The sequence below is a fragment of the Alphaproteobacteria bacterium HT1-32 genome (genome assembly GCA_009649675.1).
Classification (GTDB): Bacteria; Pseudomonadota; Alphaproteobacteria; order Rhodospirillales; family HT1-32; genus HT1-32.
The window spans coordinates 1,066,290-1,091,472 of record WJPL01000001.1; the positions used below are offsets into that span (position 1 = coordinate 1,066,290).

At 58.9% G+C, this 25,183-nt stretch carries 27 protein-coding genes and 1 tRNA gene; 18 read left to right on the top strand and 10 right to left on the bottom strand.

The genetic code is table 11. The annotated features are described in order from the left end of the window. Positions 1–2: 2 nt before the first annotated feature. Positions 3–341 carry a P-II family nitrogen regulator gene (locus GH722_05065; GenBank protein ID MRG71130.1) on the bottom strand — a complete coding sequence of 113 codons (339 nt, stop codon included), beginning with the start codon at positions 339–341 and terminating at the stop codon, positions 3–5. 357 nt (positions 342–698) lie between these two features. On the opposite strand from GH722_05065, the gene GH722_05070 reads away from it, so the two are divergent. Continuing rightward, a complete protein-coding gene (locus tag GH722_05070) occupies positions 699–1,949 on the top strand; it encodes an FAD-binding protein (GenBank protein MRG71131.1) in 1,251 nt (416 codons plus the stop codon). Between the two features lie 15 nt (positions 1,950–1,964). On the opposite strand, the gene GH722_05075 is transcribed toward GH722_05070, so the two are convergent. Then, positions 1,965–2,594 (bottom strand): DUF938 domain-containing protein, encoded by a 630-nt coding sequence (locus GH722_05075; GenBank protein ID MRG71132.1) that lies wholly within the window; start codon positions 2,592–2,594, stop codon positions 1,965–1,967. Positions 2,595–2,699: 105 nt separating this feature from the next. Here GH722_05075 and GH722_05080 point away from each other — a divergent pair, with 105 nt between their 5' ends. The 6 genes from GH722_05080 (at position 2,700) to GH722_05105 (ending at position 7,189) form a co-directional block, all read left to right on the top strand. Continuing rightward, positions 2,700–3,170: a TerB family tellurite resistance protein gene (locus GH722_05080; GenBank protein ID MRG71133.1), complete on the top strand. Its 471-nt coding sequence runs from the start codon at positions 2,700–2,702 to the stop codon at positions 3,168–3,170. 54 nt (positions 3,171–3,224) lie between these two features. Further along, positions 3,225–3,560: a DUF3470 domain-containing protein gene (locus tag GH722_05085; protein ID MRG71134.1), complete on the top strand. Its 336-nt coding sequence runs from the start codon at positions 3,225–3,227 to the stop codon at positions 3,558–3,560. 260 nt (positions 3,561–3,820) lie between these two features. Continuing rightward, positions 3,821–4,315, top strand: coding sequence for a CarD family transcriptional regulator (locus tag GH722_05090; protein MRG71135.1), 495 nt, complete (start codon positions 3,821–3,823; stop codon positions 4,313–4,315). 74 nt (positions 4,316–4,389) lie between these two features. Beyond that, positions 4,390–5,256, top strand: a complete 867-nt coding sequence (locus GH722_05095) for a glyoxalase (protein ID MRG71136.1) — start codon at positions 4,390–4,392, stop codon at positions 5,254–5,256. 101 nt (positions 5,257–5,357) lie between these two features. Continuing rightward, the gene (locus GH722_05100; protein MRG71137.1) at positions 5,358–6,140 is read left to right on the top strand and encodes a 3-hydroxybutyrate dehydrogenase; all 783 of its coding nucleotides are present in this window, start codon (positions 5,358–5,360) and stop codon (positions 6,138–6,140) included. Then, a complete protein-coding gene (locus GH722_05105) occupies positions 6,137–7,189 on the top strand; it encodes a patatin-like phospholipase family protein (protein ID MRG71138.1) in 1,053 nt (350 codons plus the stop codon). The genes GH722_05100 and GH722_05105 overlap by 4 nt, the downstream gene beginning before the upstream one ends. A gap of 61 nt (positions 7,190–7,250) precedes the next feature. Here the strand turns inward: GH722_05105 and GH722_05110 are convergent, their stop codons facing one another. From GH722_05110 to aroA, 6 genes are all read right to left on the bottom strand, one after another. Next, complete coding sequence (locus GH722_05110; GenBank protein MRG71139.1) at positions 7,251–7,613, bottom strand: DUF1049 domain-containing protein; 363 nt, start codon at positions 7,611–7,613, stop codon at positions 7,251–7,253. A 36-nt stretch (positions 7,614–7,649) separates the two neighbouring features. Further along, positions 7,650–7,934 (bottom strand): integration host factor subunit beta, encoded by a 285-nt coding sequence (ihfB, locus tag GH722_05115; protein ID MRG71140.1) that lies wholly within the window; start codon positions 7,932–7,934, stop codon positions 7,650–7,652. 69 nt (positions 7,935–8,003) lie between these two features. Then, on the bottom strand, positions 8,004–8,921 hold the full coding sequence (gene sppA, locus GH722_05120) for a signal peptide peptidase SppA (protein MRG71141.1): 918 nt from the start codon (positions 8,919–8,921) through the stop codon (positions 8,004–8,006). A gap of 45 nt (positions 8,922–8,966) precedes the next feature. Next, positions 8,967–10,691 carry a 30S ribosomal protein S1 gene (rpsA, locus tag GH722_05125; protein ID MRG71142.1) on the bottom strand — a complete coding sequence of 575 codons (1,725 nt, stop codon included), beginning with the start codon at positions 10,689–10,691 and terminating at the stop codon, positions 8,967–8,969. Positions 10,692–10,935: 244 nt separating this feature from the next. Next, positions 10,936–11,559 (bottom strand): (d)CMP kinase, encoded by a 624-nt coding sequence (locus GH722_05130; protein MRG71143.1) that lies wholly within the window; start codon positions 11,557–11,559, stop codon positions 10,936–10,938. Further along, the gene (gene aroA / locus GH722_05135; protein ID MRG71144.1) at positions 11,556–12,890 is read right to left on the bottom strand and encodes a 3-phosphoshikimate 1-carboxyvinyltransferase; all 1,335 of its coding nucleotides are present in this window, start codon (positions 12,888–12,890) and stop codon (positions 11,556–11,558) included. The genes GH722_05130 and aroA overlap by 4 nt, the downstream gene beginning before the upstream one ends. 184 nt (positions 12,891–13,074) lie before the next feature. Between aroA and GH722_05140 the strand changes: the two genes are divergently transcribed. The 5 genes from GH722_05140 (at position 13,075) to GH722_05160 (ending at position 16,345) form a co-directional block, all read left to right on the top strand. Beyond that, entirely contained in the window at positions 13,075–13,434 is a 360-nt protein-coding gene (locus GH722_05140) for a TIGR02300 family protein (GenBank protein MRG71145.1), read from the top strand. Positions 13,435–13,492: 58 nt separating this feature from the next. Continuing rightward, positions 13,493–13,568 (top strand) — tRNA-Ala (locus GH722_05145). A 254-nt stretch (positions 13,569–13,822) separates the two neighbouring features. Continuing rightward, a complete protein-coding gene (locus GH722_05150; protein ID MRG71146.1) occupies positions 13,823–15,091 on the top strand; it encodes a diguanylate cyclase in 1,269 nt (422 codons plus the stop codon). After that, the gene (locus tag GH722_05155; protein MRG71147.1) at positions 15,021–15,866 is read left to right on the top strand and encodes a hypothetical protein; all 846 of its coding nucleotides are present in this window, start codon (positions 15,021–15,023) and stop codon (positions 15,864–15,866) included. The genes GH722_05150 and GH722_05155 overlap by 71 nt, the downstream gene beginning before the upstream one ends. A 242-nt stretch (positions 15,867–16,108) precedes the next feature. Beyond that, positions 16,109–16,345 (top strand): hypothetical protein, encoded by a 237-nt coding sequence (locus GH722_05160; protein MRG71148.1) that lies wholly within the window; start codon positions 16,109–16,111, stop codon positions 16,343–16,345. An 8-nt stretch (positions 16,346–16,353) separates the two neighbouring features. Here GH722_05160 and cobJ read toward each other — a convergent pair whose 3' ends face one another. Further along, on the bottom strand, positions 16,354–18,144 hold the full coding sequence (gene cobJ / locus GH722_05165; protein MRG71149.1) for a precorrin-3B C(17)-methyltransferase: 1,791 nt from the start codon (positions 18,142–18,144) through the stop codon (positions 16,354–16,356). Next, entirely contained in the window at positions 18,137–18,862 is a 726-nt protein-coding gene (gene cobI / locus GH722_05170) for a precorrin-2 C(20)-methyltransferase (protein ID MRG71150.1), read from the bottom strand. The genes cobJ and cobI overlap by 8 nt, the downstream gene beginning before the upstream one ends. A 222-nt stretch (positions 18,863–19,084) precedes the next feature. On the opposite strand from cobI, the gene GH722_05175 reads away from it, so the two are divergent. Genes GH722_05175 through GH722_05200 form a run of 6 tightly spaced genes read left to right on the top strand, consistent with a single transcriptional unit; the run spans position 19,085 to position 25,163 of the window. After that, complete coding sequence (locus tag GH722_05175) at positions 19,085–19,711, top strand: glutathione S-transferase (protein ID MRG71151.1); 627 nt, start codon at positions 19,085–19,087, stop codon at positions 19,709–19,711. Between the two features lie 42 nt (positions 19,712–19,753). Continuing rightward, positions 19,754–20,743: a DctP family TRAP transporter solute-binding subunit gene (locus GH722_05180; GenBank protein MRG71152.1), complete on the top strand. Its 990-nt coding sequence runs from the start codon at positions 19,754–19,756 to the stop codon at positions 20,741–20,743. A 27-nt stretch (positions 20,744–20,770) separates the two neighbouring features. Beyond that, positions 20,771–21,256 (top strand): TRAP transporter small permease subunit, encoded by a 486-nt coding sequence (locus GH722_05185; GenBank protein MRG71153.1) that lies wholly within the window; start codon positions 20,771–20,773, stop codon positions 21,254–21,256. Position 21,257: 1 nt separating this feature from the next. Next, a complete protein-coding gene (locus GH722_05190; protein MRG71154.1) occupies positions 21,258–22,541 on the top strand; it encodes a TRAP transporter large permease subunit in 1,284 nt (427 codons plus the stop codon). Between the two features lie 18 nt (positions 22,542–22,559). After that, entirely contained in the window at positions 22,560–24,005 is a 1,446-nt protein-coding gene (locus tag GH722_05195; GenBank protein MRG71155.1) for an aldehyde dehydrogenase family protein, read from the top strand. A gap of 12 nt (positions 24,006–24,017) precedes the next feature. Then, positions 24,018–25,163: an oxidoreductase gene (locus tag GH722_05200; protein ID MRG71156.1), complete on the top strand. Its 1,146-nt coding sequence runs from the start codon at positions 24,018–24,020 to the stop codon at positions 25,161–25,163. Positions 25,164–25,183: the final 20 nt, after the last annotated feature.

Below are 25,183 nucleotides of genomic sequence, written 5' to 3' on the forward strand. Positions count from 1 at the left end.
CTTTACAGCGCTTCGGTGTTTTTCTCGCCGGTCCGGATCCGCACCGCCTCGTCGAGGCCGAATACGAAAATCTTCCCGTCGCCGATCTTGCCGGTCTGCGCTGCAGACTGGATCGTCTCCACCACCTGTTCGGCGAGTGAATCGTCAACTGCGATTTCAATCTTCACCTTCGGCAGGAAATTCACCTGATATTCAGCACCACGATAGATTTCGGTCTGACCTTTCTGACGGCCGAACCCCTTAACTTCACTGACGGTAAGCCCCTGCACGCCGAGAGGTGTCAGCGCTTCGCGGACGTCCTCCAGCTTGAAGGGCTTGATGATTGCCATGATCAGCTTCATCGGATTTATTCCCTTTGTTGTGTGTCGCTCCCGGCCTGTCGCTGCCCCCTGGCAACCACCGGTCGGACCGGATTACTACGCACCCCACCTCAGCCTTCTGCCTCATCACCGGGGATAAAGACGCTCAGCTTGCGGTTTTGCGCTGCAACATCACCTAACAAGAACCGTGCCGGAATCCGGTTTTTCATTGAAAACACAGTGAAAACAGTTAGTTATTAGGCGACATTGATGATGTTCTGCCCGATTGGCGGTCAAACGATGTGGTTACTTTTTGATCATCATAATATGAGTGCTTATTTTTTATGCATTCACAGCGCTCCAGAACTGCCCATTCTTTAAGCTTGAGAAAGTCTTCCGATGGCCATTGCACCCAAATCTCCCCGATCTGAGGATGTCACCGACCTGATCATCGCCGGTGGCGGACTGGTTGGCGCCACACTGGCGCTGGCTGCGGCCCGGAACGGGCTGTCCGTGGCAATCATCGATCAGGGGCATCCCGGAGACTATCTCAACGCCAGCTATGACGGGCGCTCCTCAGCCATTGCCTACAGTTCGCGCCGCATGTTCGGCATGCTGGGGGTCTGGGAGGATATGCTGCCCGATGCCGGGGAAATCCGCGATATCCGGATCACAGACGGCGCGTCACCGCTTTACCTTCACTATGACCATCGCGAAGTGGGGGACGAGCCGCTGGGCTGGATTGTTGAAAACCAGGCGATCCGCCGGGCCCTCCTCGGAGCCACCCTGAACCACCCGAACATCCGCTGGCATCACGGCGATACGGTAACCTCATGGCAGGCAGAACCCGCAGATGTCCGGGTGACAACCGGCAAAGACTGTCAGATGTCTGCTGCTCTGCTGGTCGCTGCCGATGGCCGGAACTCCCGGCTGCGCACCCAGGCTGGCATCCGCACCAGTGAATGGACTTACAACCAGACGGGAATCGTCTGCACCGCGATACACGAACACCCGCATGACAATGTAGCCCATGAACGCTTTCTGCCTGCCGGGCCGTTTGCCATTCTGCCTTTGCCGGATCGCGAAGGCCGGCACCGGTCATCCATTGTCTGGACTGAACGATCAGATATCGCAGCCGCCATCATGCAACTGGACCAGGCCGGGTTTGAAGCGGAACTGCGCAGCCGGTTCGGCGACTTTCTGGGAGAGGTCACGACCGAAGGCGGGCGCTGGTCCTGGCCGCTGGGCGTCGTCCATGCGGAAAAGTATATCGCACCGCGCCTCGTCCTCGCCGGAGATGCTGCCCACGGCATCCACCCGATTGCCGGGCAGGGCTTCAATATGGGCCTGCGCGACGTGGCGGCACTGGCTGAAGAACTGGTCAATGCCCGCCGGGTCGGACTGGATATCGGCGGGGCAGACGTGCTGGCGCGCTATCAGCGCTGGCGGCATTTCGACAACACCGCAATGCTTGGCGTGACCGATGTTCTGAATCGCCTGTTCTCGAACAATATTCCGCCCGTCAGGCTGGCCCGCGACCTCGGCCTCGGCGCCGTAAACCGGCTGCCCGGCCTCAGACGCCTGTTCATGCGCCACGCCATGGGCACCACAGGCGACCTGCCACGGCTGCTGGCGGGTGAACCGATTTAGGGGACACTCTGCACCCTAGAGCTTCCGGAAGATCACCGACAGGTTGTTCGCGGGCATCTCCACCGGTTCTTCCGGCTCAAACCCGGCCGCTTCTGCCAGTGCCGTCACCGCTTCCAGATCGCGAATGCCCCAATCCGCATTCTGACTGCGGAGCGTTTCGTCAAAACTGGCATTGGAGGGGGCGGTATGCTCTCCCTCAACCTTATAGGGGCCATACAGCATCAGAAAGCCACCTGGCCTCACACAGGCGCCTGCCCCCTTGATCAGCCCTTCGCAGGCACTGTAGGGGGAAATATGGATCATGTTGGCGCAATATACGCCATCGACTGATTCCATGTTCCAGCGCCGGGCACGGGCATCAATGACCCGGGGCGGCAGGGCGATGTTCCGAACCTTCTCGCGCCGCGCCCAGGCCGCGACTGAAGCCCGCATTTCCTCATCCGCATCCGAGGGAATCCAGGTCACATCCGGCAGCCTCCCGGCAAACCAGACCGCATGCTGGCCGGTACCGCTGGCGATCTCCAGAATCGTCGCCGGGCCTGTGATCAGTGTCTTCAGAACAGCCAGAATCGGCTCACGGTTACGTTCGGTCGCCGGTGCATGGCGGCGTGGATCCTGACTGAATGTATCCGAATAACCTGTCACGTTTCTGTCCTCCTGTGCCTTCAGTCACTGACCAATACCCCCCGATGCACCGCCTGTCGACTGCTGTGGATTGAGCCGCCGCAAAAGCTGTGCTACGCCGTAAACATGCTCGACGCTATCAAAAATCTGCTTGGCCTCGATGACGCCAACAGTCGCCCGAAAGACCGGCGCAGCCGCGAACGCGATATAGCACTCGCCACCTCTGCCCTGCTGGTCGAAGCCGCCATGATGGATGGTGAATTCACCACGGATGAACGCCGCGCCATTGCCGCCATCCTGCAGGACCGGTTTGATTACAGCGCCGCCGACGCCGTCCACCTTATTGAGGAATCTGTCGCGCAGCGGGAAGCAACATCCGATATCTATCGCTTCACCCGCGCGGTCAAAGACAGGTTCGACGAGGCCGGACGTATCGAGATCGTCGAGCATCTCTGGCATGTCGCCTATGCCGACAATGTTTTACATGATTATGAAGCGCATCTGGTCCGCCGGGTGGCCGGGCTGCTCTATGTTCCGGACACGGAAAGCGGTGCCGCCCGGAAACGGGTGCTTGCGCGACTGGGAATCGCGGAATAAACCATCAGTCGGATTTTAATACTCCCGATCAGAGGCAATGGGCCGGAGAGAAAGATGACCTACGTCGTTACCGAGAACTGCATCAAGTGCAAATACATGGATTGTGTCGAAGTCTGTCCGGTGGACTGCTTCTACGAGGGTGAGAACATGCTGGTGATCCACCCGGATGAATGTATCGACTGTGGTGTCTGTGAACCGGAATGCCCGGCTGAAGCCATTCTGCCCGATACCGAAGGCGGTACCGAGGACTGGATCGAGCTGAACCGCGATTATTCGGAGAAATGGCCGAACATTACCCGTCAGGGCACACCGCCGGCAGACGCAGCGGAGTGGGACGGCAAACCGAACAAACGCGAAATGCTGAGCGACAATCCGGGCAGCGGAGACTGATCTGGGCGGCAATTTCGCGCCTGCAACATCGATCTGTCTTTTTCTTCATTTTTGTGTTATAACCGGGAAACTGACCGTCAAAAGCGGTCGGTTTTTCTGTGTCCGGATATTGGAAAACCAGTTTCCGGCGTGAGCTGACTGGACGTCAGTCAGCTTTTTGTCTTCCCATTGCGGCGACCAGATACACGGGCCCGGGGCCTGTGACTGTCCGGTGAGCCAGCAGTCGGACAACGGGTATAACATTGAGGTAAATTGAGCGAATGTCTCAGGAATTGGCGTTTGATATCGGTGATTTCGTTGTCTATCCGACCCATGGTGTCGGCAAGGTCGTTGGCGTCGAAGAACAGACCATCGGTGAACACGAACTCAAACTGTTTATTATCACCTTCGAAAAGGACCGGATGACCCTGCGGGTTCCGGTTGAAAAGGCCGCAAACTCGGGTTTGCGCCGGCTTTCGAACCGGAAGATCATCGACTCCGCCCTGACGACCCTGAAGGGCAAGGCCCGGGTCAAGCGGACCATGTGGTCGCGCCGGGCACAGGAGTATGAAGCCAAGATCAATTCGGGCGATCCCGTTTCGATTGCCGAGGTTGTCCGCGACCTGCATCGTGGCGAAGGCCAGTCCGAACAGTCCTATTCCGAACGGCAGATGTATGAGTCTGCTATTGACCGGCTGGCCTGCGAACTCGCCGCTGTCGAGAAAATCGACAAGGACAAGGCAACGGCCAAACTTGAAAGCATGCTTGCCGCCTGATCGGCTGTCAGGACCATAACATCCCGGTCTCTTCGATCTGGTGTTACGGTCCTGCTTTCATCTAGACTGCAAACATGACGGATGATCTTTCAGACGCCCTGTGGGGCGCGCAGCTTGACCACCTCACCTTCATCTGCCCGGATCCGGCGCAGATGGCGGATTTTTATGGCTCGGTTCTGGGGTTGGCGGCACAGCAGACGGAAGGCCAGTCTTTCCTTCTGAGCGGTCCCGGGCGTCGCATCGTCATCCGTCCCGGCGAACAGTTCGACCAGACCGGATCGGCCTTCCGGTTTGAAACTGCGGCGGCGCTGGAACGCTACCGCGCTGCCCTCACCGCAGGCGGGCTGAACCTGAAACCGCATGGCTCGCCCTTTCTGGCCGACGGATTTGCCGTCGCCGATCCGGATGGACGGGACATTCAGTTCGGCATCACAGATCCGGACATCATGCTGCCTGTTCCCGCGGACACCACACCGCCCGGCAGGCTGCAGCATGTCGTCGTTGCGACAACGGATCTCGGACAGATGATCCGCTTCTACGAACAAACCCTGGGTTTTCGCCCGTCAGACTATGTCGTTGATGAAACCGCTGATGAACGGCCTGTCACCGCAGCTTTTTACCGGTCCGATCCGGAACATCACAGCTTTGCTGTTTTCCGTGCCGACAGTACCCGTCCCGACCATCATGCCTATGAGGTTGAGTGTTGGAACGATATTCGCGACTGGGCCGACCGGCTGGCGGAACGCGATATTCAGATCTGGTGGGGGCCGGGGCGGCATGGCGTCGGCAACAACCTGTTTTTCATGATTGAAGACCCCTGGGGCTACAAGATTGAGTTGTCCGCCGAACTGGAAACCGTACCGGCGGAAACTGAAGTCCGCACATGGGCGCATGGGCCGCGGGCGCTTAATCTCTGGGGCAACGCCTGGATGCGCAGCTAGGCGGCCTCCCTGTTCATCATCCGGGCTTGCCAAATCGACAACACAGGCCAACTGTTGTTGCAATGCAACAATTTCCAGACCTCACATAAGAAGGAACTGCCATGCTCTCGGGAATGAACGCTATTGTCACCGGCTCCACCAGCGGCATCGGCCTTGCCATGGCCACATCACTCGCCAAAGCCGGCGCAAACGTGATGCTGAACGGCCTTGGTGATGCCGCCGAGATCGAAAAAACACGCGCCGACCTCGCTGATGAAACGGGCGTCGATGTCTGCTTCAACGGTGCCAACATGCTGGAACCGGCAGAAATCCGCGCCATGGTGGCAGAGGCCGAAGCCCGCTGGAGTTCGGTCGATATCATGGTCAACAATGCCGGTATTCAGCATGTCTCCCCGATTGAGGAATTTCCCGATGACAAATGGAACGCCATCATCGGTATCAACCTGACATCCGCCTTTCACACCACGAAAGCCGTCATTCCCGGCATGAAGCGCCGTGGTTTTGGCCGGATCATCAATCTGGCATCTGCCCATGCGCTTGTAGCCTCGCCCTACAAGGCGGCCTATGTCGCGGCCAAGCATGGTATTGCCGGGCTGACAAAAACCGTTGCTCTGGAAGTCGCCAGGGACGGCATTACGGTCAATGCGATCTGTCCGGGTTATGTGCTGACACCCCTCGTCGAAGCACAAATCCCTGATACGGCGAAAAGCCGCGGGATTTCCGAAGATGAAGTCATCAACAATGTGATGCTGGCCGGGCAGCCAACCAAGGAATTCGTCGGCACAGAAGAAATCGGCGAACTGGCTGTTTTTCTGTCCCGTCGCGACAACAAATCCATGACCGGCGGAATCCTGTCGATTGACGGAGGCTGGACTGCCCAGTGACACTTCCGGGCAAGCGCAGGACGACAACCGGAAGCCGTGACCAGCGTCCGGTCAATCTGGCCCTGCAGGGTGGCGGCTCACACGGGGCCTTTACCTGGGGCGTACTGGACCGGTTGCTGGAAGACGGCCGAATTGAGTTCGAGGCTGTCAGCGGCACCAGTGCCGGCGCCATGAATGCCGTGGTGCTGGCTGAAGGACTGGTCAAGGGTGGTGCGGACGGAGCCCGTGCCGAACTGCTCGATTTTTGGGAGGCGGTCAGCCGTGCGGCAACGGGCAGTCCCCTGCAACGTACGCCCCTGAACATGTTCTTTGGCAACTGGAGCCTCGACGACTCACCGGGCTATCTGTTCATGGATATGCTCAGCCGGGTCGCCTCGCCCTATGACCTGAACCCGCTGAACATCAATCCGCTGGCCGACATCATCTCGGAACGCATCGATTTTGAGCGGGTCCGGGCCTGCAAGACGACGAAGCTGTTCATCTCGGCAACCAATGTTCATACCGGCCGCGTGCGTGTATTTGAAAATCACGAGATCACGGCCGATACAATCATGGCGTCTGCCTGTCTGCCGTTCCTGTTTCAGGCGGTAGAGATCGACGGTGTGCCCTACTGGGATGGCGGCTATATGGGCAACCCGGCGCTGTTTCCCTTTTTCAATGCCTGTCAGACAGACGATCTTCTGCTGGTGCAGATCAACCCGATCGAGCGCAAACATACCCCGAAGACGGCACGGGAAATCATGAACCGGATGAACGAGATTACCTTCAACGCTTCCCTGATGAAGGAATTCCGGGCCATCGATTTCGTCTCCCGGCTGATTGATGACGGGCGGCTGTCCCATGATGATTACAAACAGGTGCGTCTGCACCGCATCGCCGGTGACCGGGAAATGATCGATCTGTCAGCTTCGTCAAAGATGAACGCGGAATGGGAGTTTCTGACCTGGCTGCGTGATCTCGGCCGGGACACTGCCGGTCAGTGGCTGGAAGATAATTTCAGCGATCTGGGGCATAAAAGCTCCGTCAATCTGAAAGAGCTGTTCGCCTAGAGCAGGTTGTCATTGCGACCACCGTCCGGGAGGACAACTGGCCTGCATACGCCTGTCGCGTTCAGGCTGCGGGTTTTTCTTCGCTGTCTGTCACACCCCGGGTCGCCTCTGCGGCACGGCGGACAACCTGCATGGCCTGTGTGTTGCGTTTCAGGTCTTCGACCTGACGTTGCAGGCTGGCAATCTGGTGCTGACGGTCACGCGCCTGTGCACGCCAGCGGTGGCCCGTCAGCCAGATGAGAACCCCGCCGGTCAGAAAGCCGACAACAAAGGCCAGCAGAATCGGGGCAAAGATCGGCACCCCCACCATTTCGAAGGGTAATGGCCAGAGCAGCAGATCAATCTGCGTCCGGTTTGACAGCGCAAACAACAAAACCAGCAGCCCGATCGGCGCGGCAAACAACCAGTAGATATAGCGCTTCATTACGATCCTTCAGATCAGGCGGGGGATATCCGCCATCTAGCCGTTATTGTTCAGCCGTTCGCGCAACTGCTTGCCGGTCTTGAAAAACGGTACGGACTTCGCGTCCACCTTGACCGCATCACCGGTACGCGGATTGCGACCGACACGGGCATCACGGCTTTTTACCGAGAACGCACCGAATCCACGAAGCTCAACCCTGTCTCCCCGGGTCAGCGCCTCGCTGATTTCATCAAAGATTGTCGTAACGATACGCTCGACATCCCGATGATAAAGGTGCGGATTAAGTTCCGCCAGTCGGGTGACCAGCTCTGATTTCGTCATATTCCCTTACTCCCCCTGCGCAACAAAACATCGCACCCGCTGACCGGCCTAATTGCAAGGCCGTCAAAATCAACGAAGTTGAGGGTGCCAAACCGAGAGAAGACCGTCAAGGCGAAGGGCAGAGGAAGCACCGCTATTCCCGATTGCCGATGAAACCAGACGCTGTACCAGATCATCCTCGACGCTGGGCGTCATGTCGCTCATCGGCAGGTCGCGGGACACCTGATGCGTCTCTTCCAGCCACAGCCGGGCTTCCCGCAGGCCGCCGATAGCGTCGATGAGACCATTCGCAACCGCCTGACGCCCGGTGAAGACGCGGCCGTCAGCCAGCTTTCCGGCTTCTGCCGGTTGCAGCGGGCGACGATCAACAACCATTTCCAGGAAGGCCCCGTACATGTCGTTGATGATTGAACGCATGGCGATCCGGGCCTGCGGAGTGGTTTCCTCAAGCGGGCTGGGTGCTGCTTTCAGCGGGGAACTCTTGATCGCCTCCGGCTTGATGCCGAGCTTGTCGAGCAGTCCCGTCACATCCGCTGTCTGCATGATGACACCGATGGAGCCGGTAATCGTGCCCTCACGGGCGAAGATGCGATCTGCGCCAAGCGCCGTCATATAACCGCCGGATGCCGCCATCTCGCGCATCACGGCAACAACCGGTTTATGTTCGGCCACCCGTCGCAGGGCAAGATAAAGGGTTTCGCCACCGACAAAGGTTCCGCCGGGGCTGTCGATATACACGATCAGCGCACGGGCACTGTCGTCTTCCTCAATGGACTGAAGCAGTTCAAGACGGTCCTGATCATCGGTAATGACACCGGCAACCGTCAGGGTGGCAACATGATCGCCCAGCGGGCCGCCAGGCTCAGCAAATCGCCAGATCAGGCTGAAGACCAGCCCGACCAGGGCGACGGCACCAAGCACCCGCCAGAAGACGAGTTTACGCTTGAGCCGCCGCCGGTCGAAAAGAATGTCGGCGTCAACTGGCATGAGCCATCACCGCCGACATTCTGCAGCTATGAACGACAGTCCGGATCAGGACTCGTCGTCCGGCTTGTCGCCGACCTGTTTCTCGCGCAGCGCTGCACCGAGAATATCGCCCAGCGAGGCACCCGAATCCGAGGATCCGTAGTCTTCCATCGCCTTCTTTTCTTCTTCGACTTCGCGCTGTTTGATCGACAGCGTCAGTTTACGGGTAGCCTTGTCGATCTGCGTGATCTTGGCGTCGATCTTCTCGCCGGTGGCGAAACGATCCGGACGCTGTTCCGAACGATCACGGGACAGATCGGACTTGCGGATGAAGCCGGTGATCGAGTCGTTGACCAGAACTTCAATGCCGTTGTCCTGAACGACAGTGATCGTGCAGGTGACGATCGCGCCTTTCTTGACACCGTCCATGGCAGATTCAAACGGATCATTCTCGAGCTGCTTGATGCCGAGGCTGATGCGTTCTTTCTCCACATCCACGTCGAGGACCTTGGCCTTGACCATATCGCCCTTCTTGAAGCCTTCGAGAGCTTCTTCGCCGGTGGCATCCCAACGGATGTCCGAGGTATGAACCATACCGTCGATATCGCCGGACAGACCCACGAACAGACCGAATTCGGTGATGTTCTTGATCTCGCCTTCGATGGCGGTACCTGCCGGGAAGTTCTCGGCGAAGTCGTCCCAGGGATTCGACATCGTCTGCTTCAGGCCAAGGCTGATGCGGCGCTTCTGCGGATCCACATCGAGAACCATGACTTCCACTTCCTGCGAGGTGGAAACGATCTTGCCCGGATGGACGTTCTTCTTGGTCCAGCTCATTTCGGACACATGGACGAGACCTTCGACACCCGGCTCCAGCTCGACGAACGCGCCGTAGTCGGTGATGTTGGTCACGCGGCCGGTGAACTTCGTACCAACCGGATATTTGGCTTCGACACCATCCCACGGATCGGCCTCGAGCTGCTTCATGCCAAGGCTGATGCGCTGGGTTTCCGGGTTGAAGCGGATAACCTGAACATTCACCGTCTGGCCGATCTGCAGAGCTTCGGTCGGGTGGTTGATACGACGCCATGCGATGTCGGTGACATGCAGCAGGCCGTCAACGCCGCCGAGATCAACGAACGCACCGTAATCGGTGATGTTCTTGACCACGCCCTCGAGAACCTGGCCTTCCGTGAGGTTGGCAACCAGTTCGGTACGGGCTTCGGCGCGGGTTTCTTCCAGCACGGCACGGCGCGAGACAACGATATTGCCACGGCTGCGGTCCATCTTGAGGATCTGGAACGGCTGCGGGTTGCCCATCAGCGGGGTTACATCGCGAACCGGGCGGATATCCACCTGGCTGCCCGGCAGGAAGGCCACGGCGCCGTTCAGGTCGACAGTGAAACCACCCTTTACGCGGCCATAGATCTGACCGGTAACGCGCTCGGTGTTTTCGAAAGACTTTTCCAGTTCTTTCCAGGCTTCCTCGCGGCGGGCCTTTTCGCGGGACAGCATGATATTGCCGTCCTTGTCTTCGTAGCGTTCGACAAAGACGTCGACAATGTCGCCGACCTTGATCGTAACGCCGCCACCGGGGGCGCGGAATTCCTTGAGGGAAACACGGCCTTCAGATTTCAGGCCTACATCGACAATCGCATCTTCGTTGTCGGTGGCAACAATGGTGCCCTTGAGCACCGAACCTTCAAAACCGTCTTCGCCGACGGCTTCGTCGAGCATCGCGGCAAAGTCTTCGTCCATTGCGGGCATCGTGTCCGCTGCTGTATTCGCCATAGATAATTCGTCCTTTCGATCATTTATCTGGCCTGCCGGTTGTCTCCGGCGGTCTCTGTTGGAAAATTGGCTGATTAGCACCGCTTTCAGGCTCTTGCGGCCCTTACGCGGCGTGCAATTTGCGCGGCGGCTGCGTCAAGTCAAGCGAATCCTCCGAAAAACAACGAATTCCGCCATATATTGAGAAAATTTACCCGATTCATATCTGCGGAAGCGGAGTCTGTTTCTGAGGCGGCAATCCGGGTCAGCCTTCAGGCAGACCCTGACAGGCTTCAAGTCCTGCTGCACAGGCAGCCTCAATATCCAGATCTGTCGTATCAATCCGGACCGCATCAGGCGCCGCCATCAGCGGTGCCGTTTCCCGTTCGCTGTCCCGTTTGTCACGCGACCGGATATCCCGGAGAACAGTTTCAAATGTCACCGTCTCGCCACGTCCGGCCAGTTCCCGATGACGGCGACGCGCCCGTTCTTCAGCAGATGCCGTGACAAAAAGTTTCACAGCAGCATCCGGGCAGATGACGGTGCCGATATCGCGGCCATCAATAACGATACCGCGTCCGCCGGGCGGGTTTGCGGCCAGATTGCGCTGGAATTCCAGCAACCGTTCCCGCACAGCCGGCAGGGCCGCAACAACCGATGCCGCCTCGCCCGCATCTGCGCTGCGCAGTCCCGGCTGTTCCAGGTCTTCCGGCTTCAGGCCGGCCGCTATCTCCACCGGGTCTCTGCCGGTTGCTTCGGAGATCGCACCGACCGCCCGGTACAGCAGGCCGGTGTCCAGGTGATCGAAACCGAAATGTTCCGCCAGCCATTTTGACAACGTGCCCTTTCCCGAGGCTGCCGGGCCATCGACGGCGATGACAATACTCACGGTGCAATTCCGGACAGGTCAGCGCCCAGTCCCTGCATCAGGTCGATAAAACCGGGAAAGCTGGTGGCAATGGGTGCCGCGTCATCAATGGCAACCGGTTTGCGGCAGGCCAGCCCGAAGACCAGAAAGGCCATGCAGATACGGTGATCGAGGCTGGTAACCACTGCCTCTGCCCCACCCGGCGGCGGGCCATCGCAGCCGGTTATGGTCAGCCAGTCCGGCCCTTCCTCCACTTCTACCCCGCATTGTGTCAGCCCCGCAGCAACCAGTGCCAGCCGGTCGCTTTCCTTAACCCGCAATTCACCAACCCCTACAAACCGGGTGATACCCTTTGCTGTTGCAGCCGCAGCAGCAAGGACCGGATATTCATCAATCATGGAAGCCGCCCGGCCCGCCGGTACCTCAACCGCCGTCAGGCGGCTGTAACGCGTGCGGATATCAGCAACCGGCTCTCCGGCTTCGACCCGTTCGTTCAGGAAGGTGATATCTGCCCCCATTTCACGCAGCGTCGTGAACAAGCCGATCCGGCCGGGATTGAGGCCAACATTACGCACCACAACCTCCGACCCTTCCGTCAGCAGGCCCGCAACCAGCGGAAATGCAGCAGAACTGGGATCACCCGGCACAACAACCGCACGCCCGGTCAGTTCCGGCTGACCTTCCAGCGTGATACGGGCCCCACCATCTGCCAGAGTTTCCGTCTTAACCACCGCCCCGAAATGGGTCAGCATCCGTTCAGTATGATCGCGGGTCTGTACCCGTTCCACTACCGTCGTGCGGCCCGGCGTGTTCAGTCCGGCCAGCAGAACAGCAGATTTCACCTGGGCCGACGCCACCGGGGTTTCATACTCAACCGGCAGCGGATTCGCGGCTCCCCTGACCGTCAGCGGCAACAGCGTCCCCTCCCGCCCCGTGAATTCAGCGCCAAACAGGCGGAGCGGCGCCGCAATACGTTCCATCGGACGGCGACGCAGGCTCGCATCCCCGGTAAAGACCACCGTAACCGGATGCGTGGCTGCAATGCCCATCAGCAGACGCACACCGGTTCCGGCATTGCCCATGTCGATGATGTCCACCGGCTCGCGCAAGGCACCGATTCCCCGGCCATGCACATGCCAGACCCCGTCCGCGTCACGGCTGATCTCTGCACCAAAGGCGCGCATGGCATCAGCCGTGGCCAGAACATCCTCGCCTTCCAGCAGGCCGGTAATCGTCGTCTCCCCGACGGCGAGGCCGCCGAGCATCAGACTACGATGTGAAACTGACTTGTCGCCGGGAGCCGAGACGACACCCTGAAGTCCCCGTGAAGGGCGAGACTCAAAAGGCTGCATTTTTCTGCCTTGTCGCATGAAATACTGTGAGCGGCGGGAATATCACGAACCTCCGCATGCCGCGACCCCTTTGATCTAATTTCGGCCGAGACAAGATTTACTTTTGACAGCGAGCAACGATCATGGCAAACGCCCCGAAGACCAAGCTGGTCAAGACTGTCAAGACGGATGGAGAGTGCATCAGATGTTACCGGAACGCGGCGCAAAACGACTTTGCGGATCCTGCGGGTTAAAATTTTACGACCTCGCAAAAACGCCGATCATCTGCCCCAAATGCGGCACTGAACATGACCCGCTGGCATCCATGAAACTCAAACGCCAGACTCAGTCGCCTAATGACGCTGCGAAATCGCGCGCAAAGGCAAAACTGAAGAAAGTCGTGGAAGTCGATGATGATGATGATCTGATTGATGATGACGATGATGACGATGATGATGACGAGTCGCTGATCGAAGACACGTCAGACATCGGCGGCGATGACGATGATGACCTGTCGGAAGTACGGGAAAACATCGGCAGCGACGACGATACGGACAGGTCCTGATCATTTAGGCTTGCACGGGGGCCCAACACTCCCTAATTATCCCGCCGCACAAAGTTCCGGGGCTGTAGCTCAGTTGGGAGAGCGCTACAATGGCATTGTAGAGGTCAGGGGTTCGATTCCCCTCAGCTCCACCAGATCCGGAAAAGGCCCGATGCAACAGCGTCGGGCCTTTTTGATTTCCGGGGGTTTGCCGTGTCTGAAAGCCTGTTCAGAAGGCCATCCGATGAGCGGCGGGCAGACAGGTTGAGGAGACATGTCGTCAATGGCCTGCCACCCGCCGTCGCCGGATGCTTTGCCGCCAGAGCCGGGGGTAAGTGGCCCGGCGGCGGGCTGGTTGGGGACCAGCCGGGGTATAATCAGACCTTTCCACATACCCGTTTGAAACGATATGCGTAATGATACGTATATTGAACAGACTGGCGCACCAGCCGGTACCGGACAGCAATCAAGAGCTGGATATGCGATGAATGATCTCACTGCCCGCCGTTTCACAATTTCCTATATCCTCGGCCTGTCACTGATCGGCCTGATTGCGATCACCACGCATTTTGTTGTCGACCGGATTGCCCGTCATCAGCAGATCTTTGCAGCAGAGATCAATTTTGCCGGCCGGCAGCGTATGCTGGTACAGTTGGTAGCCCGGCAAGCCGTCGAGTTTTCAACAGCGGACGCCATGACGCGCCCTGACGTGGTCCGGCAGATGGCCCGCGCGACGGACGAACTTGAACAGGCACACAAGGCACTGATTTCCGGTGCAGCCCTGCAGGGTCTAGAACTGTATCAGTCCAGAAATGTCGACCATCTCTATTTCGAGCCGCCAGAGAATCTGGACATGCAGGTCCGCGCCTTCATCTCGACCGCGCGTGAAGTGCTGGCAGCCTCCGAACAGGGGCCGGAGATGGTGAGAACAGCCATCCGGCAACTGGAAGCCTCCGCTAATGGCGACCTTGCAGCCAGCCTTGAGACCGCAGTTTCAGTCTATGAAAAAGAAGCCCGGGATCATGCCTCTGCCCTGCGGCAGATTCTGCTGGTCATGCTGGCCGTGCTGCTGGCCACATTGGTTGCCGAAGCCCTGTTCCTGTTCCGACCACTTTTTCGCCGGGTCAGGCAACAGCAGCAGGAGTTGCATGACCTTGCCCGCACAGACCCCCTGACCGGATGCCATAACCGCCGCAGTTTCCTGCTGCTGGCAGAGCATGAATATCAGCAGATCAGGCGCACGGATGGAAAAGCCTGCGTGCTGATGCTCGATATCGACCGGTTCAAGAATGTTAACGACACTTATGGGCATGCGGTTGGTGATGATGTGATCCGCTGTATGGCAGAGATCTGCCTCCAGTCACTGCGGTCCGCAGATATCTTTGGCCGGCTGGGAGGCGAGGAGTTCTGCGCCATCTTGCCGAACACCGGCATGGAGGACGGCCGGACAGCTGCGGAAAAGGTACGGGCAGCGCTTGAAGCTGCCACCGTCGAGCTTCCGGACGGGGGGCAGCTGAACTTCACCGCAAGTATCGGCCTCGCTCCCCTGAATAAAGTAAACAACAGTGTCCATCAGGCGATGGAACAGGCTGACGCAAACCTCTATCATGCCAAGAACACCGGACGTAACCGGGTATCAGGGCCAGAGGAAGCGCAGAATGACGACAGAACGAATTGAAAAAATTGCCCGCCATATCGAATCCGAACACCGGGCGAAACAGCGTTTCAAACGCCTGACAGGCGATCTGGCACCACAGTCGCTCAGCGAGTGTTATGCGATCCAGAACCGCCTGGCGACGGCCTTTCTCGACGATGACGGGCCGGTTGCCGGCTACAAGATCGCCCTGACATCTCCCGCTGTTCAGAAGCTCTGCAATGTCGATCAGCCCGCAGGTGGCCTGATACAGGCCAGCCGGTTCCATCAGGGCCCCGGCCAGGCCTCTCTCGCAAATTTTGTCCGGCTGGGTGTTGAATTTGAACTGGCCGTCAGGATCGGCGATGCCGTTCTGGCCAGCGATACCCCCTGGACCCGGGACAGCATTACCCCTCATGTGGCAGCGATCATGCCGGCTTTTGAACTGATCGACGACCGGGATGCCGATTATGAAGATCTCGACGGCTATTCCATCGCCGCCGACCGCTGCTGGAATGGAGGCATCGTGATGGGAACACCTGTCACAGACTGGCAGCATCTTGACCTGGCTTCGGCCGCCGTCACCATGACCATGAATAATGGTGAGACAGAGACCGGCAGCACCGGTGCGGCACTGGGCCACCCGCTGGATGCACTGGCCTGGCTGGCCAATCAGTGGGCCTCCATCGGGCGCAGCATGGAATCCGGTGCTGTCATCATGACCGGCAGCGTTCTGGCCACCCGTTTTCCAAAAGCCGGCGACCATTTCCGCCACGAAATCGCCGGGCTGGGTGCGGTCGAGCTTTCCATCGACAGCTAGTCCTTCCGTTGATGGATGGAAATCAAAACCGGCATCCTTCGAGACGCGCTTTCAGCGCTCCTCAGGATGAGGAAATAGTTTCAGCCTCATCCTGAGGAGCAGCGCAGCTGCGTCTCGAAGGATGCCGGGACAACCGGGGCAAAACCTCACTGAGGTCCAGCATTCACCCCCGTGAAGATCGTTGTCGGCCCGCTGGCAAGGCGGTACGCTGACTCCCGGACTTGCCATCAGGAGGTGAACAGATGGTTCTCGATGACGGCACGCTTGCCGCACTGGCTGACGCATCCCTGCGGGTACTGGGTGAAGCACATCCGCTGACCGGGGTGATCCTGATGGCCGCCGCCGGGGATCTTGATTCCCATGATGTCTGGTGTGAAATCGAACGCCTGCCGGACCAGCCCCGTCGCCTTTTCGCCTCTGCGGTCGCCGAAGTTTTCCCGGCCTTCGCCGGTCCCGGCGAAGGTGACTGCCTCCACTAAAACCGGATTTAAGACAAATATCCGCGCGGGGTGTAGGCATGGAGCTTCCCGCCATGCTCAAGGGTTGTCGTGCGGCTGGCCCCGATCAGCAGGATCGTCATCATGTCGATATCTGCCGGATCGAGATGCTGCAGTTCCACAATCCGTACAGCCTCGTCCGGACGCCCCAGCGACCGGGCGATAACCACTGGCGTCGTCGCCGGACGCCCGGCCCGGTACAGTTCGATCGCACGTTCGATCAGTTCTGTCCGGCGTTGTGATCGCGGATTGTAGAGCGCCGTGACAAAATCCCCATCAACCGCCGCCTGCAGGCGTTGCAGGATCGTCTCCCGCGGGGTCAGCAGGTCAGACAGCGAGATGGCACAGAAATCATGACCGATGGGCGCACCCGCCCGCGCGGCGGCCGCCTGCAGGGCAGAGACACCGGGAGCAACTGTTACCTCAATCCGGCGCCAGGCTGCGTCCTGCCCCTGATCCAGCAACTCCCAGACCAGCGTCGCCAGCGCATAGATGCCCGCATCACCGCTACAGACCAGCGCCACCCGGCGACCGGTTGCCGCCAGTTCAATCGCCCGGCGGGCCCGTTCTTCCTCGGCCCCCAGGTCGGTCTGGTGTCGCGGTTTGTCCGCAATCAGATCCGCCACCAGATCAAGATAAAACCCATAACCGACGACATCTTCTGCGCCGGTCAGCAGGGCCGTTGCCTCCGCTGTCCGCCAGTCGGCAGAGCCCGGACCGACCCCGATGACGGCCAGATGCCCCCGGCCCACCCCAAGGTTCAGCGGGTCCAGATCTCCAGTTGCCTCGGCTATTGCACAGGTCGCCCGTGCCGACTTGGTTTTTGGTACGACAAGCTGACCGGATGCCCCCACTGCGGCCAGCGCCGCCCCTTCCGAGACGCCGTGACAGCCGACTTCGCTGAACACGATATCAGAAGGATTGACCAGCCTTGGCGTTTCCTGCTCCAGCCGGGCCGGATCAAAGAACCGGGCCGGCACAGCGAGGCTTTCAGCAACCGCATGCACCGCCGGCTCATCAGATTTCAGATCAACCGACACGACCGCCGCGACCGAGGCCGCAGCAAGACCATGGCGCTCAAGGGTCGAGCGTACCAGACCGGTCAGTTCTTCCGGCGCACAGTCCCGTTCACATCCGACACCAATGACCAGGCGCGGCGGATGCAGTACCAGGCTTTGTTCAGGGAGCGGGTCGACAGATCTGGTCGTGACATGAATACGTGCCGAAGCTGCGTCAGCAGAAGCCAGCTTCAGCGGTGCCAGCCACGCCCCGCCGTCACCGCAGAGCGACAAGGGCTTACCAGCCAGAAGATCAGCCATCACGGGTTTTGCCGCCTCCGGACGGGCAATCTTCCAGCCCGCCGGCGGGTCATCCAGCGACACACCATGCAGAACATCACCTGCCGTCGTCACGGCGGCCACGCCCCCCGTCACCGCGGCCAGTTCCTGCGCCAGCCGGTTCGCTCCTTTATGGCCACCCAGCAGCGGAACCACACTGCCCCCGTCCGGTGACAGTGCCAGTACAGGCGGTTCTGACTGTTTGTCGGCCAGCAGACCAGCGACAGCACGGATCAGGATTCCGGCAGCACAGATACCGATGACCGGTCGTCCGGCCTGAAACAGACCGGCGATATGCTCCATAGTCCGCTCAAACCTGCGGTCACAGTTTTCAACCCGGGATGCCAGACCATGAATTTCACAACCGGGGAAGCGAGCCTGTATCCGGCGCGCAAGTTCGGCGCCGGAGGCGGTCAGAACAACCAGAACCGGGGCTTCAGACATCACCATCCTCCACCCGCCATGCGTCACCCCGCCGATGCACCAGAATCAGCGAAAAATAGGGCGCACCATCCGCAGGTGCATCCGCCAGCGACAAGACTTTCTGCTCCGGAGATGTCGCCCGTTCAACATAGGTTGCGCAACCGGTCAGTCCGAGATCCTCCAGCACAGCCCTGACCTTTGGCAGGTTGCGTCCGATCTTCAGAATGGCCGCAGCCTCGACCCCGGCCAGCCGTGCCTTCAGGTCATCTGCGGATAATGTACCCGGTACCACCGTCAGCACGTCATTGCGGGCCACCAGCGGTGCCCCGGATGCCGCTGCAGCCGCCATCAGCGACGAGATACCCGGCACCACGACGCACTCATGTTCTGCCGCCAGCCGACCATAGAGATACATGAAGGAGCCATAGAGAAAGGGATCCCCTTCGCAGAGAGCGGCCACATCACGACCAGCGCGAAGATGCGCGGAAATTTCCACTGCCGCGTCGTCATAGACTGCCTGCGCCGGAAACCGGGCCGCCGAAATCGGCATCCGGATGGCAATTTCCACCCGCCCCTCAGGGATATGCGATTCAGCAATTGCCCGCGCCATCGACGGACCCTGTTCAGGTGCCGGCCAAGCAATCACCGGTGCATTCTGCAGGATGCGCCATGCCTTGAGTGTGATCAGTTCAGGATCGCCTGGGCCAACCCCAAGGCCGTAGAGAGTTCCGGATGTCATCGGGCCGCTTCACGTTCTTTGATGTCGCCTAGTCACTAGGCGTTCCAGCCCCGTGAATCCAGCCCAAGCTTGATCTGCCGGAATTGCCGCCGGTTATCAGCATGATGTGAAGCAGATTTCAGTTTCCTCGCAACCAAGAACATATCAAGCTGAAATACTGGCATACAGATATTGACATACTGACATACAGATTGTATCAAACCTCAACGAACAAGGCTGATAATGGCCCCAACTTCCCGGGAGGGATGCATGAAATTATTTATGGTCGGCGCATCTCCATATGCCCGCAAAGTCCGGGCAGCAGCCATTCAGCTTGGCCTGGACGCGCAACTGGAACTCATCATTGCGAACCCTCATCACCGACCACCTGAACTGGTCGCCGTCAATCCGCTCTCGAAGGTCCCCACTCTCGTCGACGATCAGGGAAATCCGCATACGGACAGCCTTGCAATCTGCGAATATCTCGACAGCCTGAGTGATCGCTTCGCCCTGCTGCCGTCAGCTGGTGCAGAACGCCATCGCGCCCTGTTCCGCCATGCCCTCGCACACGGCATCATGGATTGCGCCGTTATCCGCCGGGTTGAATCCCTGAAATCACAGGAAGCAGACCGCGACAGCTGGATGGAGCGCCAGAAACAGACGACCATCCGGATCACAGACTGGTTTGAAGCAGACAATGATCTTGAAGGTCCGCCAACCCTGGACCGGCTGACACTGGCCGCTGCACTGGGTTTTCTGGACTTCAGATTCCCGGATGACGCCTGGCGCACCGGGCGTCCCCGGCTGACTGCCTGGTATGAGGAAATAGCAAAAACACCGCCTCTTGCCGAAACTCAGCCCTACGACTGAGACCGCATTAAATCAAAACAATCAACTTCTGGGAGGAAGCACATGAAACGCATACTTGCCGCAGCAGCCATCACGATGGGCCTTTCATTCAGCGGTACGGCCAGCGCCGAAACCGTTCTGAAACTGGGTCTCATCCAGCCGCCCAATGATTCCATTGGTCTTGCCGCGTCAGAATTTGCCCGTCTGGTCAAGGAACGTACCAACGGCGAGATCGATATCCATGTCCATCACAATGGTGAGCTTGGCGGCAGCCCGCAGCTGGCAGAAGGCGTCCGTCTGGGCACCATCGATATCATCATTACCGGCTCCCCCTACTGGTCACGTTTTGAGCCGATGCTGAACGTCCTCGACCTGCCTTACATCTTCGAAAGTTACGAACATGCTCATACCGTCGCAGACGGCGAGATCGGAACTGAACTTCTGAACCGGCTCCGGAAGCATCGCGTACAGGGGCTTGCCTATTACGAAATCGGCTTCCGTAACGTCACCAATTCCAAAGGTCCGATCCACACACCGGAAGACCTGAAGGGTATGAAAATCCGGGTCAGCCCGAACAAGGCCCATACGCTGGCCTTCAAGCTTCTCGGCGCCAACCCGGTCGCCATGAGCTTCACGGAAGTTTACCTCGCATTGCAGACCGGTGCTGTCGATGGTCAGGAAAACCCTGTTCACATCATCGCGACAGGACGGCTGTCCGAGGTCCAGAAATATCTGTCCCTTACCCAGCACGCCTATTCCGTATCCATCATTGCGATGAACCTCGCAAAGTTCAAAGGCCTGACCGAAGAGCAGCAGAAGATCCTGATCGACACGGCTCATGAGACAGCTCTGGGCCAGCGCAAGATGAATCAGGACAAGCAGGACGGTTATCTCGCCCAGCTCCGGAATGACGGCATGGAAATCAACGGGGATATCGATCCCGCGCCATTCCAGGCCATCATCAAGGACGCTGTATGGCAGGCTTTTGCCAAGGATAACAAGGGCGGTCAGGAATATATCGACCGCATCGTCGCCATCAAGCCGAAGTCCTGATCACAGGCTGAATAAGGAGGGGATGCAATGCAGAAAATCGTCACCATGGCGGAACACCTGCTGGATGCCTTCGTGGCCGGCATCCTCTTCCTTATTGTCCTGCTGACCATCACACAGGTTTTCTCACGATATGTCATCGGTACTTCCTTCACCTGGTCAGAAGAACTGAACCTCCTGTTCTGGGCCTGGCTGATTGCACTTGCCGCCATCAAGGCCCGCCACCTTCGCATCTCGATGCTGGTCTCTGCCTTTCCAAAAAACATCCAGATTCTGCTCTACACCTTCAGAGTCCTGCTGACGCTTGCTCTGCTGGGTGTCCTGTTCTGGTACGGCCTCGGCATGGTGGAACTGACCGAATATGACACCTTCATCGAAATGGATTTTATGTCCCGGAAATGGTTGTTCATGTCGATCCCCGTCGCCGTCGTCCCCTGGGCTCTCGTATCCGTGACCCGATATATCCTTGCCGTCCGGAAGCTCCGGGCCGGACAAGATCCCATGGAGATACATTGATATGACCGTTCTCCTGCTTATCGGGGTCATGCTGCTGCTGGCATTACTCGGCGTCCCCCTGGTATTTGCCATTCTCGCCGCCTCACTAGTAACAATTTTTGTTTATCGTCCGGACCTCCCCCTTGAACTGATCCCCCAGTTCTTCGTGTCCGGTGTCAATCACTACGCCCTGCTGGCGGTTGCCTTCTTCTTTCTGGCCGGCGAACTGATGAATGCGGGCGGAATCACCCAACGGATTGTTGCCTTTGCCCAGGCACTGGTCGGCCATATCCGCGGCAACCTCGCTCATGTTAATATCGTAACCTCGATGATGTTCGCCTGCATTTCCGGCTCCGCCGCTGCCGGTGCTGCCGTCGTCGGGTCCGTACTTGGCCGCTCGATGGTCAAAAAGGGATTCAAGCCGCAGTTTGCCGGAGCATTGACGGCTGTTTCCTCCGTGATGGGTCCCATCATCCCCCCGTCTATTCCGATGATTATCTTTGCAGTGCTGACCGAACAGTCAGTCGGAAAACTGTTTCTTGCGGGCATGATTCCGGGAATCCTGATCGGCGCCTCGCTTATGGGCTACTGTTATTTCATGGCCGTCCGGAAAGGCTGGGACAAAGGTGAACCCTTCTCCCGGAACCGGGTCCTCACCACCGGGCGTGATGCCATCGTCGCGCTGTTCGTCCCGATTTTCATTCTGGTCGGCATCCTCGGCGGCATCTTTACCGCGACTGAAGCCGGTGCCATTGCCGTGGGTTACAGCTTTGTGGCTGGCATGTTCATCCTGAAGGAACTGACCTGGGCCGGATTCTATCAGGCCCTGATTCGTGCATCGATCGGTACCGCCACGGTTCTGGTCGTCGTCGGCGCCAGTTCAGTCATTGCCTGGATCATCGCTGACCTTCAGGTCGCCAAACAGGTCTCCGCGGTCATGTTCTCGATCTCCGAGAACCCCATGGTTGTATTGCTGATGATCAACATCTTCCTGCTGATTGTCGGACTGTTTCTCGACGCCCTGCCTGCCATCATCATCCTGACCCCGATCTTCTTTCCGATTGCCGTCAGCATGGGGATCGACCCGACACATTTCGGCGTCGTGATGATCGTCAACCTTCTGATCGGCCTCTGCACACCACCGGTCGGCATCCTGCTGTATCTCTCAGCCGCCGCCGTTGAGACGCGCCCGGAAGGGGTCATTCGCGAAGCCATTCCGATGGTCGTCATCCTGATCAGCGTCCTGATGCTGATCACCTATGTGCCCTCCATCGTTCTGACCTTTCCCAACATGTTCTACGACTGATTTTGAGGATCCTAACTGATGAACAAGATTTCAACTCCCACCAAGCCACGGTCGGTCAGATTGCTGGTCGGCGGAAAGTGGGTCGACGGCGCCGGAACCGCACCGCTCTATGACAAATATACCGGCGAGCAGGTTGCAGAGATTGCGATTGCCGACGAAGCCATCGTCAACCGGGCCATCGCAGCACTTGATGATGCCTTCCGGCGCGGCCCGCTGACCCCGGCTGCCCGTGCCGTAGCACTCGCAAAAGCTTCCGAACTGGTTGAAAGCCGCAAGGCAGAGCTGGTCGAAACCATTGTGACAGAAGCCGGTTTTGCCCGGTCAGATGCTGAGGGTGAAGTCAGCCGGACCATACAGACCCTGCTGTCGTCTTCTGATGAAGCACGCAATCTGTCCGGCGAGGTCATCCCGCTGTCTGGCGCACCCGGACAGGAAAAACGGCTCGGCTTTACCCTGCGTGTACCGCTTGGCGTGGTCTGCGCCATCACCCCGTTCAACGCGCCACTGAATACCGTGACCCACAAGATTGCCCCGGCACTGGCCGCCGGCAATGCAGTCATCGTCAAACCGGCCTCTGCCACGCCGATGACCACGCAGATTCTGGTCGAAATTCTGATTGAAGCCGGGTTTCCGGCCGACTTCCTATCCATCGTCAACGGTTCAGGCAGCAAGATGAGCGCCTGGCTGACCGGCAACCCGACGGTCCGTTTTTTCACCTTCACCGGCTCAACTGCCGTTGGGGCGAAAATTCATGCCGCCGCGGGCCTCCGCCGGACCCAGATGGAACTGGGGTCAATTGCCGCCACCATTCTCGACGCGGATGCAGATATTGATCTGGCCCTGTCAAAGGTCGTCCGGGCCGGTTTCCGCAAGGCGGGACAGGTCTGCACCTCCATCCAGCGCCTGTATATCCATCAGGACATCATCGACACCGTACTGCCACGATACCTGACCGCCGTGAAAGCTCTGAAATACGGCAACCCGCATCTGGCGGAGACCGCTGTCGGCCCCCTGATATCCGAGAAGGAAGCGATCCGGGTAAAAAGCTGGATTGATGCCGCCATCGCTGAAGGAGCCACCTTGCTGGCCGGTGGCGAACGGACGGGACCGGTCATCGCACCGACAGTTCTGGCCGACGTCACACCGGACATGAAGGTGATGCAGGAGGAAATCTTCGGACCGGTCGTCAATATCCGGCCTTTCAGCTCACTTGATGACGCTATCGACGAAATCAACGCAACGCCCTACGGGCTGGCAACCGGCCTGTTCACGCAGGACATCACCCGCGCCATGACAGCAGCGCAAAAACTTTATGTCGGTGGTGTGCATATCAATGAAACCTGCTCCAGCCGGGTAGACCTGATGCCTTATGGCGGCGTCAAGGACAGTGGTTTCGGCCGCGAAGGACCGAAATACGCCATTCAGGAACTGACCGACGAACGTCTTATCACCATCAGCCTTTAAGGGGGGCCCATTATGGCCGTCAGACTTTTTGAACCGATTGAACTCCGGGGCCTTACCATCCCGAACCGGATCGTGGTGGAACCAATGACCCAGTTCTCTGCCGATGACGGTGTCGCCGGTGACTGGCATATCATGCATCTCGGACAGTTTGCCGTCTCCGGTGCCGGTATGGTGCTGTCGGAAAGCTGCTATATCGAGGCGATTGCCCGCAATAATCCTTCCTGCCTGTCGATTTATACCGATGAACAGGAAGCAGGTGTGGGCCGTGTCTGCTCGTTCTTCCGCAACCGGGGGTCTGCAGCCTTTGGCGTCCAGCTCTGTCACGGCGGCCGAAAAGCTTCATCGCGCCCCCATTGGGAAGGTGGCGGCAAACTGGGTGTCGACGAAGGTGGCTATGAGGCCGTCGCGCCCTCGGCAATACCCATCAAGGAAGGCTGGCCCGCCCCCCGTGAACTCAGCCTGACGGAAATTCAGGCCATCATCGGGATGTTTGCCGATAGTGCCGTCCGTGCCGCACGCGCCGGTTGCCATGTGGTCGAACTGCATGGTGCCCATGGTTATCTGATCCATGAATTCCTGTCGCCGATCACCAACCGGCGAACCGACAAATATGGCGGGTCACTGGAAAACCGGATGCGCTTCGGCCTTGAGATTTTCGAAGCCGTCCGCGCCGTCTGGCCAGACGACAAACCCCTCGGTATCCGTATTTCTGCGACTGACTGGGTCAGTGGCGGCTGGGATCTCGAAAGCTCCGTCATCTTCGCCAAACGGCTGGACGAGATGGGCTGTGATTTCATCGATGTCTCGTCCGGCGGCCTGTCGCCCGACCAGAAGATCGAATCCGGTCCCGGCTACCAGACCGGCTTTGCAGCCCGGATCAAATCCGAAGTGAAGATGAAGGTCATCACGGTCGGACAGATCACGGAAGCCCGTCAGGCCGAGACCATCCTGCGCACCGGACAGGCCGACATGATCGGTCTCGCCCGCATCATGCTGTTCAATCCGCGCTGGCCCTGGCAGGCCGCACAGGAGCTGGGTGCCGACGCCATCTACGCCAAGCAGTATGAACGTGCGCATCCCAGCCGCTGGGCAATCCCCGGCGTCTCCGCACCAGGCAACCAGTCAACCCAGCCTGTCGAACGCGGCACCGCCGACTGACCGACACTCAATCCGAGGAC

What these genes read in the sequence shown, in the direction of transcription:
- GH722_05065 (MRG71130.1), bottom strand. Translation starts at nt 341, where the DNA reads ATGAAGCTGATCATGGCAATCATCAAGCCCTTCAAGCTGGAGGACGTC.
- GH722_05070 (MRG71131.1), top strand. Translation starts at nt 699, where the DNA reads ATGGCCATTGCACCCAAATCTCCCCGATCTGAGGATGTCACCGACCTG.
- GH722_05080 (MRG71133.1), top strand. Translation starts at nt 2,700, where the DNA reads ATGCTCGACGCTATCAAAAATCTGCTTGGCCTCGATGACGCCAACAGT.
- GH722_05085 (MRG71134.1), top strand. Translation starts at nt 3,225, where the DNA reads ATGACCTACGTCGTTACCGAGAACTGCATCAAGTGCAAATACATGGAT.
- GH722_05090 (MRG71135.1), top strand. Translation starts at nt 3,821, where the DNA reads ATGTCTCAGGAATTGGCGTTTGATATCGGTGATTTCGTTGTCTATCCG.
- GH722_05095 (MRG71136.1), top strand. Translation starts at nt 4,390, where the DNA reads ATGACGGATGATCTTTCAGACGCCCTGTGGGGCGCGCAGCTTGACCAC.
- GH722_05100 (MRG71137.1), top strand. Translation starts at nt 5,358, where the DNA reads ATGCTCTCGGGAATGAACGCTATTGTCACCGGCTCCACCAGCGGCATC.
- GH722_05110 (MRG71139.1), bottom strand. Translation starts at nt 7,613, where the DNA reads ATGAAGCGCTATATCTACTGGTTGTTTGCCGCGCCGATCGGGCTGCTG.
- ihfB (MRG71140.1), bottom strand. Translation starts at nt 7,934, where the DNA reads ATGACGAAATCAGAGCTGGTCACCCGACTGGCGGAACTTAATCCGCAC.
- sppA (MRG71141.1), bottom strand. Translation starts at nt 8,921, where the DNA reads ATGCCAGTTGACGCCGACATTCTTTTCGACCGGCGGCGGCTCAAGCGT.
- rpsA (MRG71142.1), bottom strand. Translation starts at nt 10,691, where the DNA reads ATGGCGAATACAGCAGCGGACACGATGCCCGCAATGGACGAAGACTTT.
- aroA (MRG71144.1), bottom strand. Translation starts at nt 12,890, where the DNA reads ATGCAGCCTTTTGAGTCTCGCCCTTCACGGGGACTTCAGGGTGTCGTC.
- GH722_05140 (MRG71145.1), top strand. Translation starts at nt 13,075, where the DNA reads ATGTTACCGGAACGCGGCGCAAAACGACTTTGCGGATCCTGCGGGTTA.
- GH722_05150 (MRG71146.1), top strand. Translation starts at nt 13,823, where the DNA reads ATGCGTAATGATACGTATATTGAACAGACTGGCGCACCAGCCGGTACC.
- GH722_05155 (MRG71147.1), top strand. Translation starts at nt 15,021, where the DNA reads ATGCCAAGAACACCGGACGTAACCGGGTATCAGGGCCAGAGGAAGCGC.
- GH722_05160 (MRG71148.1), top strand. Translation starts at nt 16,109, where the DNA reads ATGGTTCTCGATGACGGCACGCTTGCCGCACTGGCTGACGCATCCCTG.
- cobJ (MRG71149.1), bottom strand. Translation starts at nt 18,144, where the DNA reads ATGTCTGAAGCCCCGGTTCTGGTTGTTCTGACCGCCTCCGGCGCCGAA.
- cobI (MRG71150.1), bottom strand. Translation starts at nt 18,862, where the DNA reads ATGACATCCGGAACTCTCTACGGCCTTGGGGTTGGCCCAGGCGATCCT.
- GH722_05175 (MRG71151.1), top strand. Translation starts at nt 19,085, where the DNA reads ATGGCCCCAACTTCCCGGGAGGGATGCATGAAATTATTTATGGTCGGC.
- GH722_05180 (MRG71152.1), top strand. Translation starts at nt 19,754, where the DNA reads ATGAAACGCATACTTGCCGCAGCAGCCATCACGATGGGCCTTTCATTC.
- GH722_05185 (MRG71153.1), top strand. Translation starts at nt 20,771, where the DNA reads ATGCAGAAAATCGTCACCATGGCGGAACACCTGCTGGATGCCTTCGTG.
- GH722_05190 (MRG71154.1), top strand. Translation starts at nt 21,258, where the DNA reads ATGACCGTTCTCCTGCTTATCGGGGTCATGCTGCTGCTGGCATTACTC.
- GH722_05195 (MRG71155.1), top strand. Translation starts at nt 22,560, where the DNA reads ATGAACAAGATTTCAACTCCCACCAAGCCACGGTCGGTCAGATTGCTG.
- GH722_05200 (MRG71156.1), top strand. Translation starts at nt 24,018, where the DNA reads ATGGCCGTCAGACTTTTTGAACCGATTGAACTCCGGGGCCTTACCATC.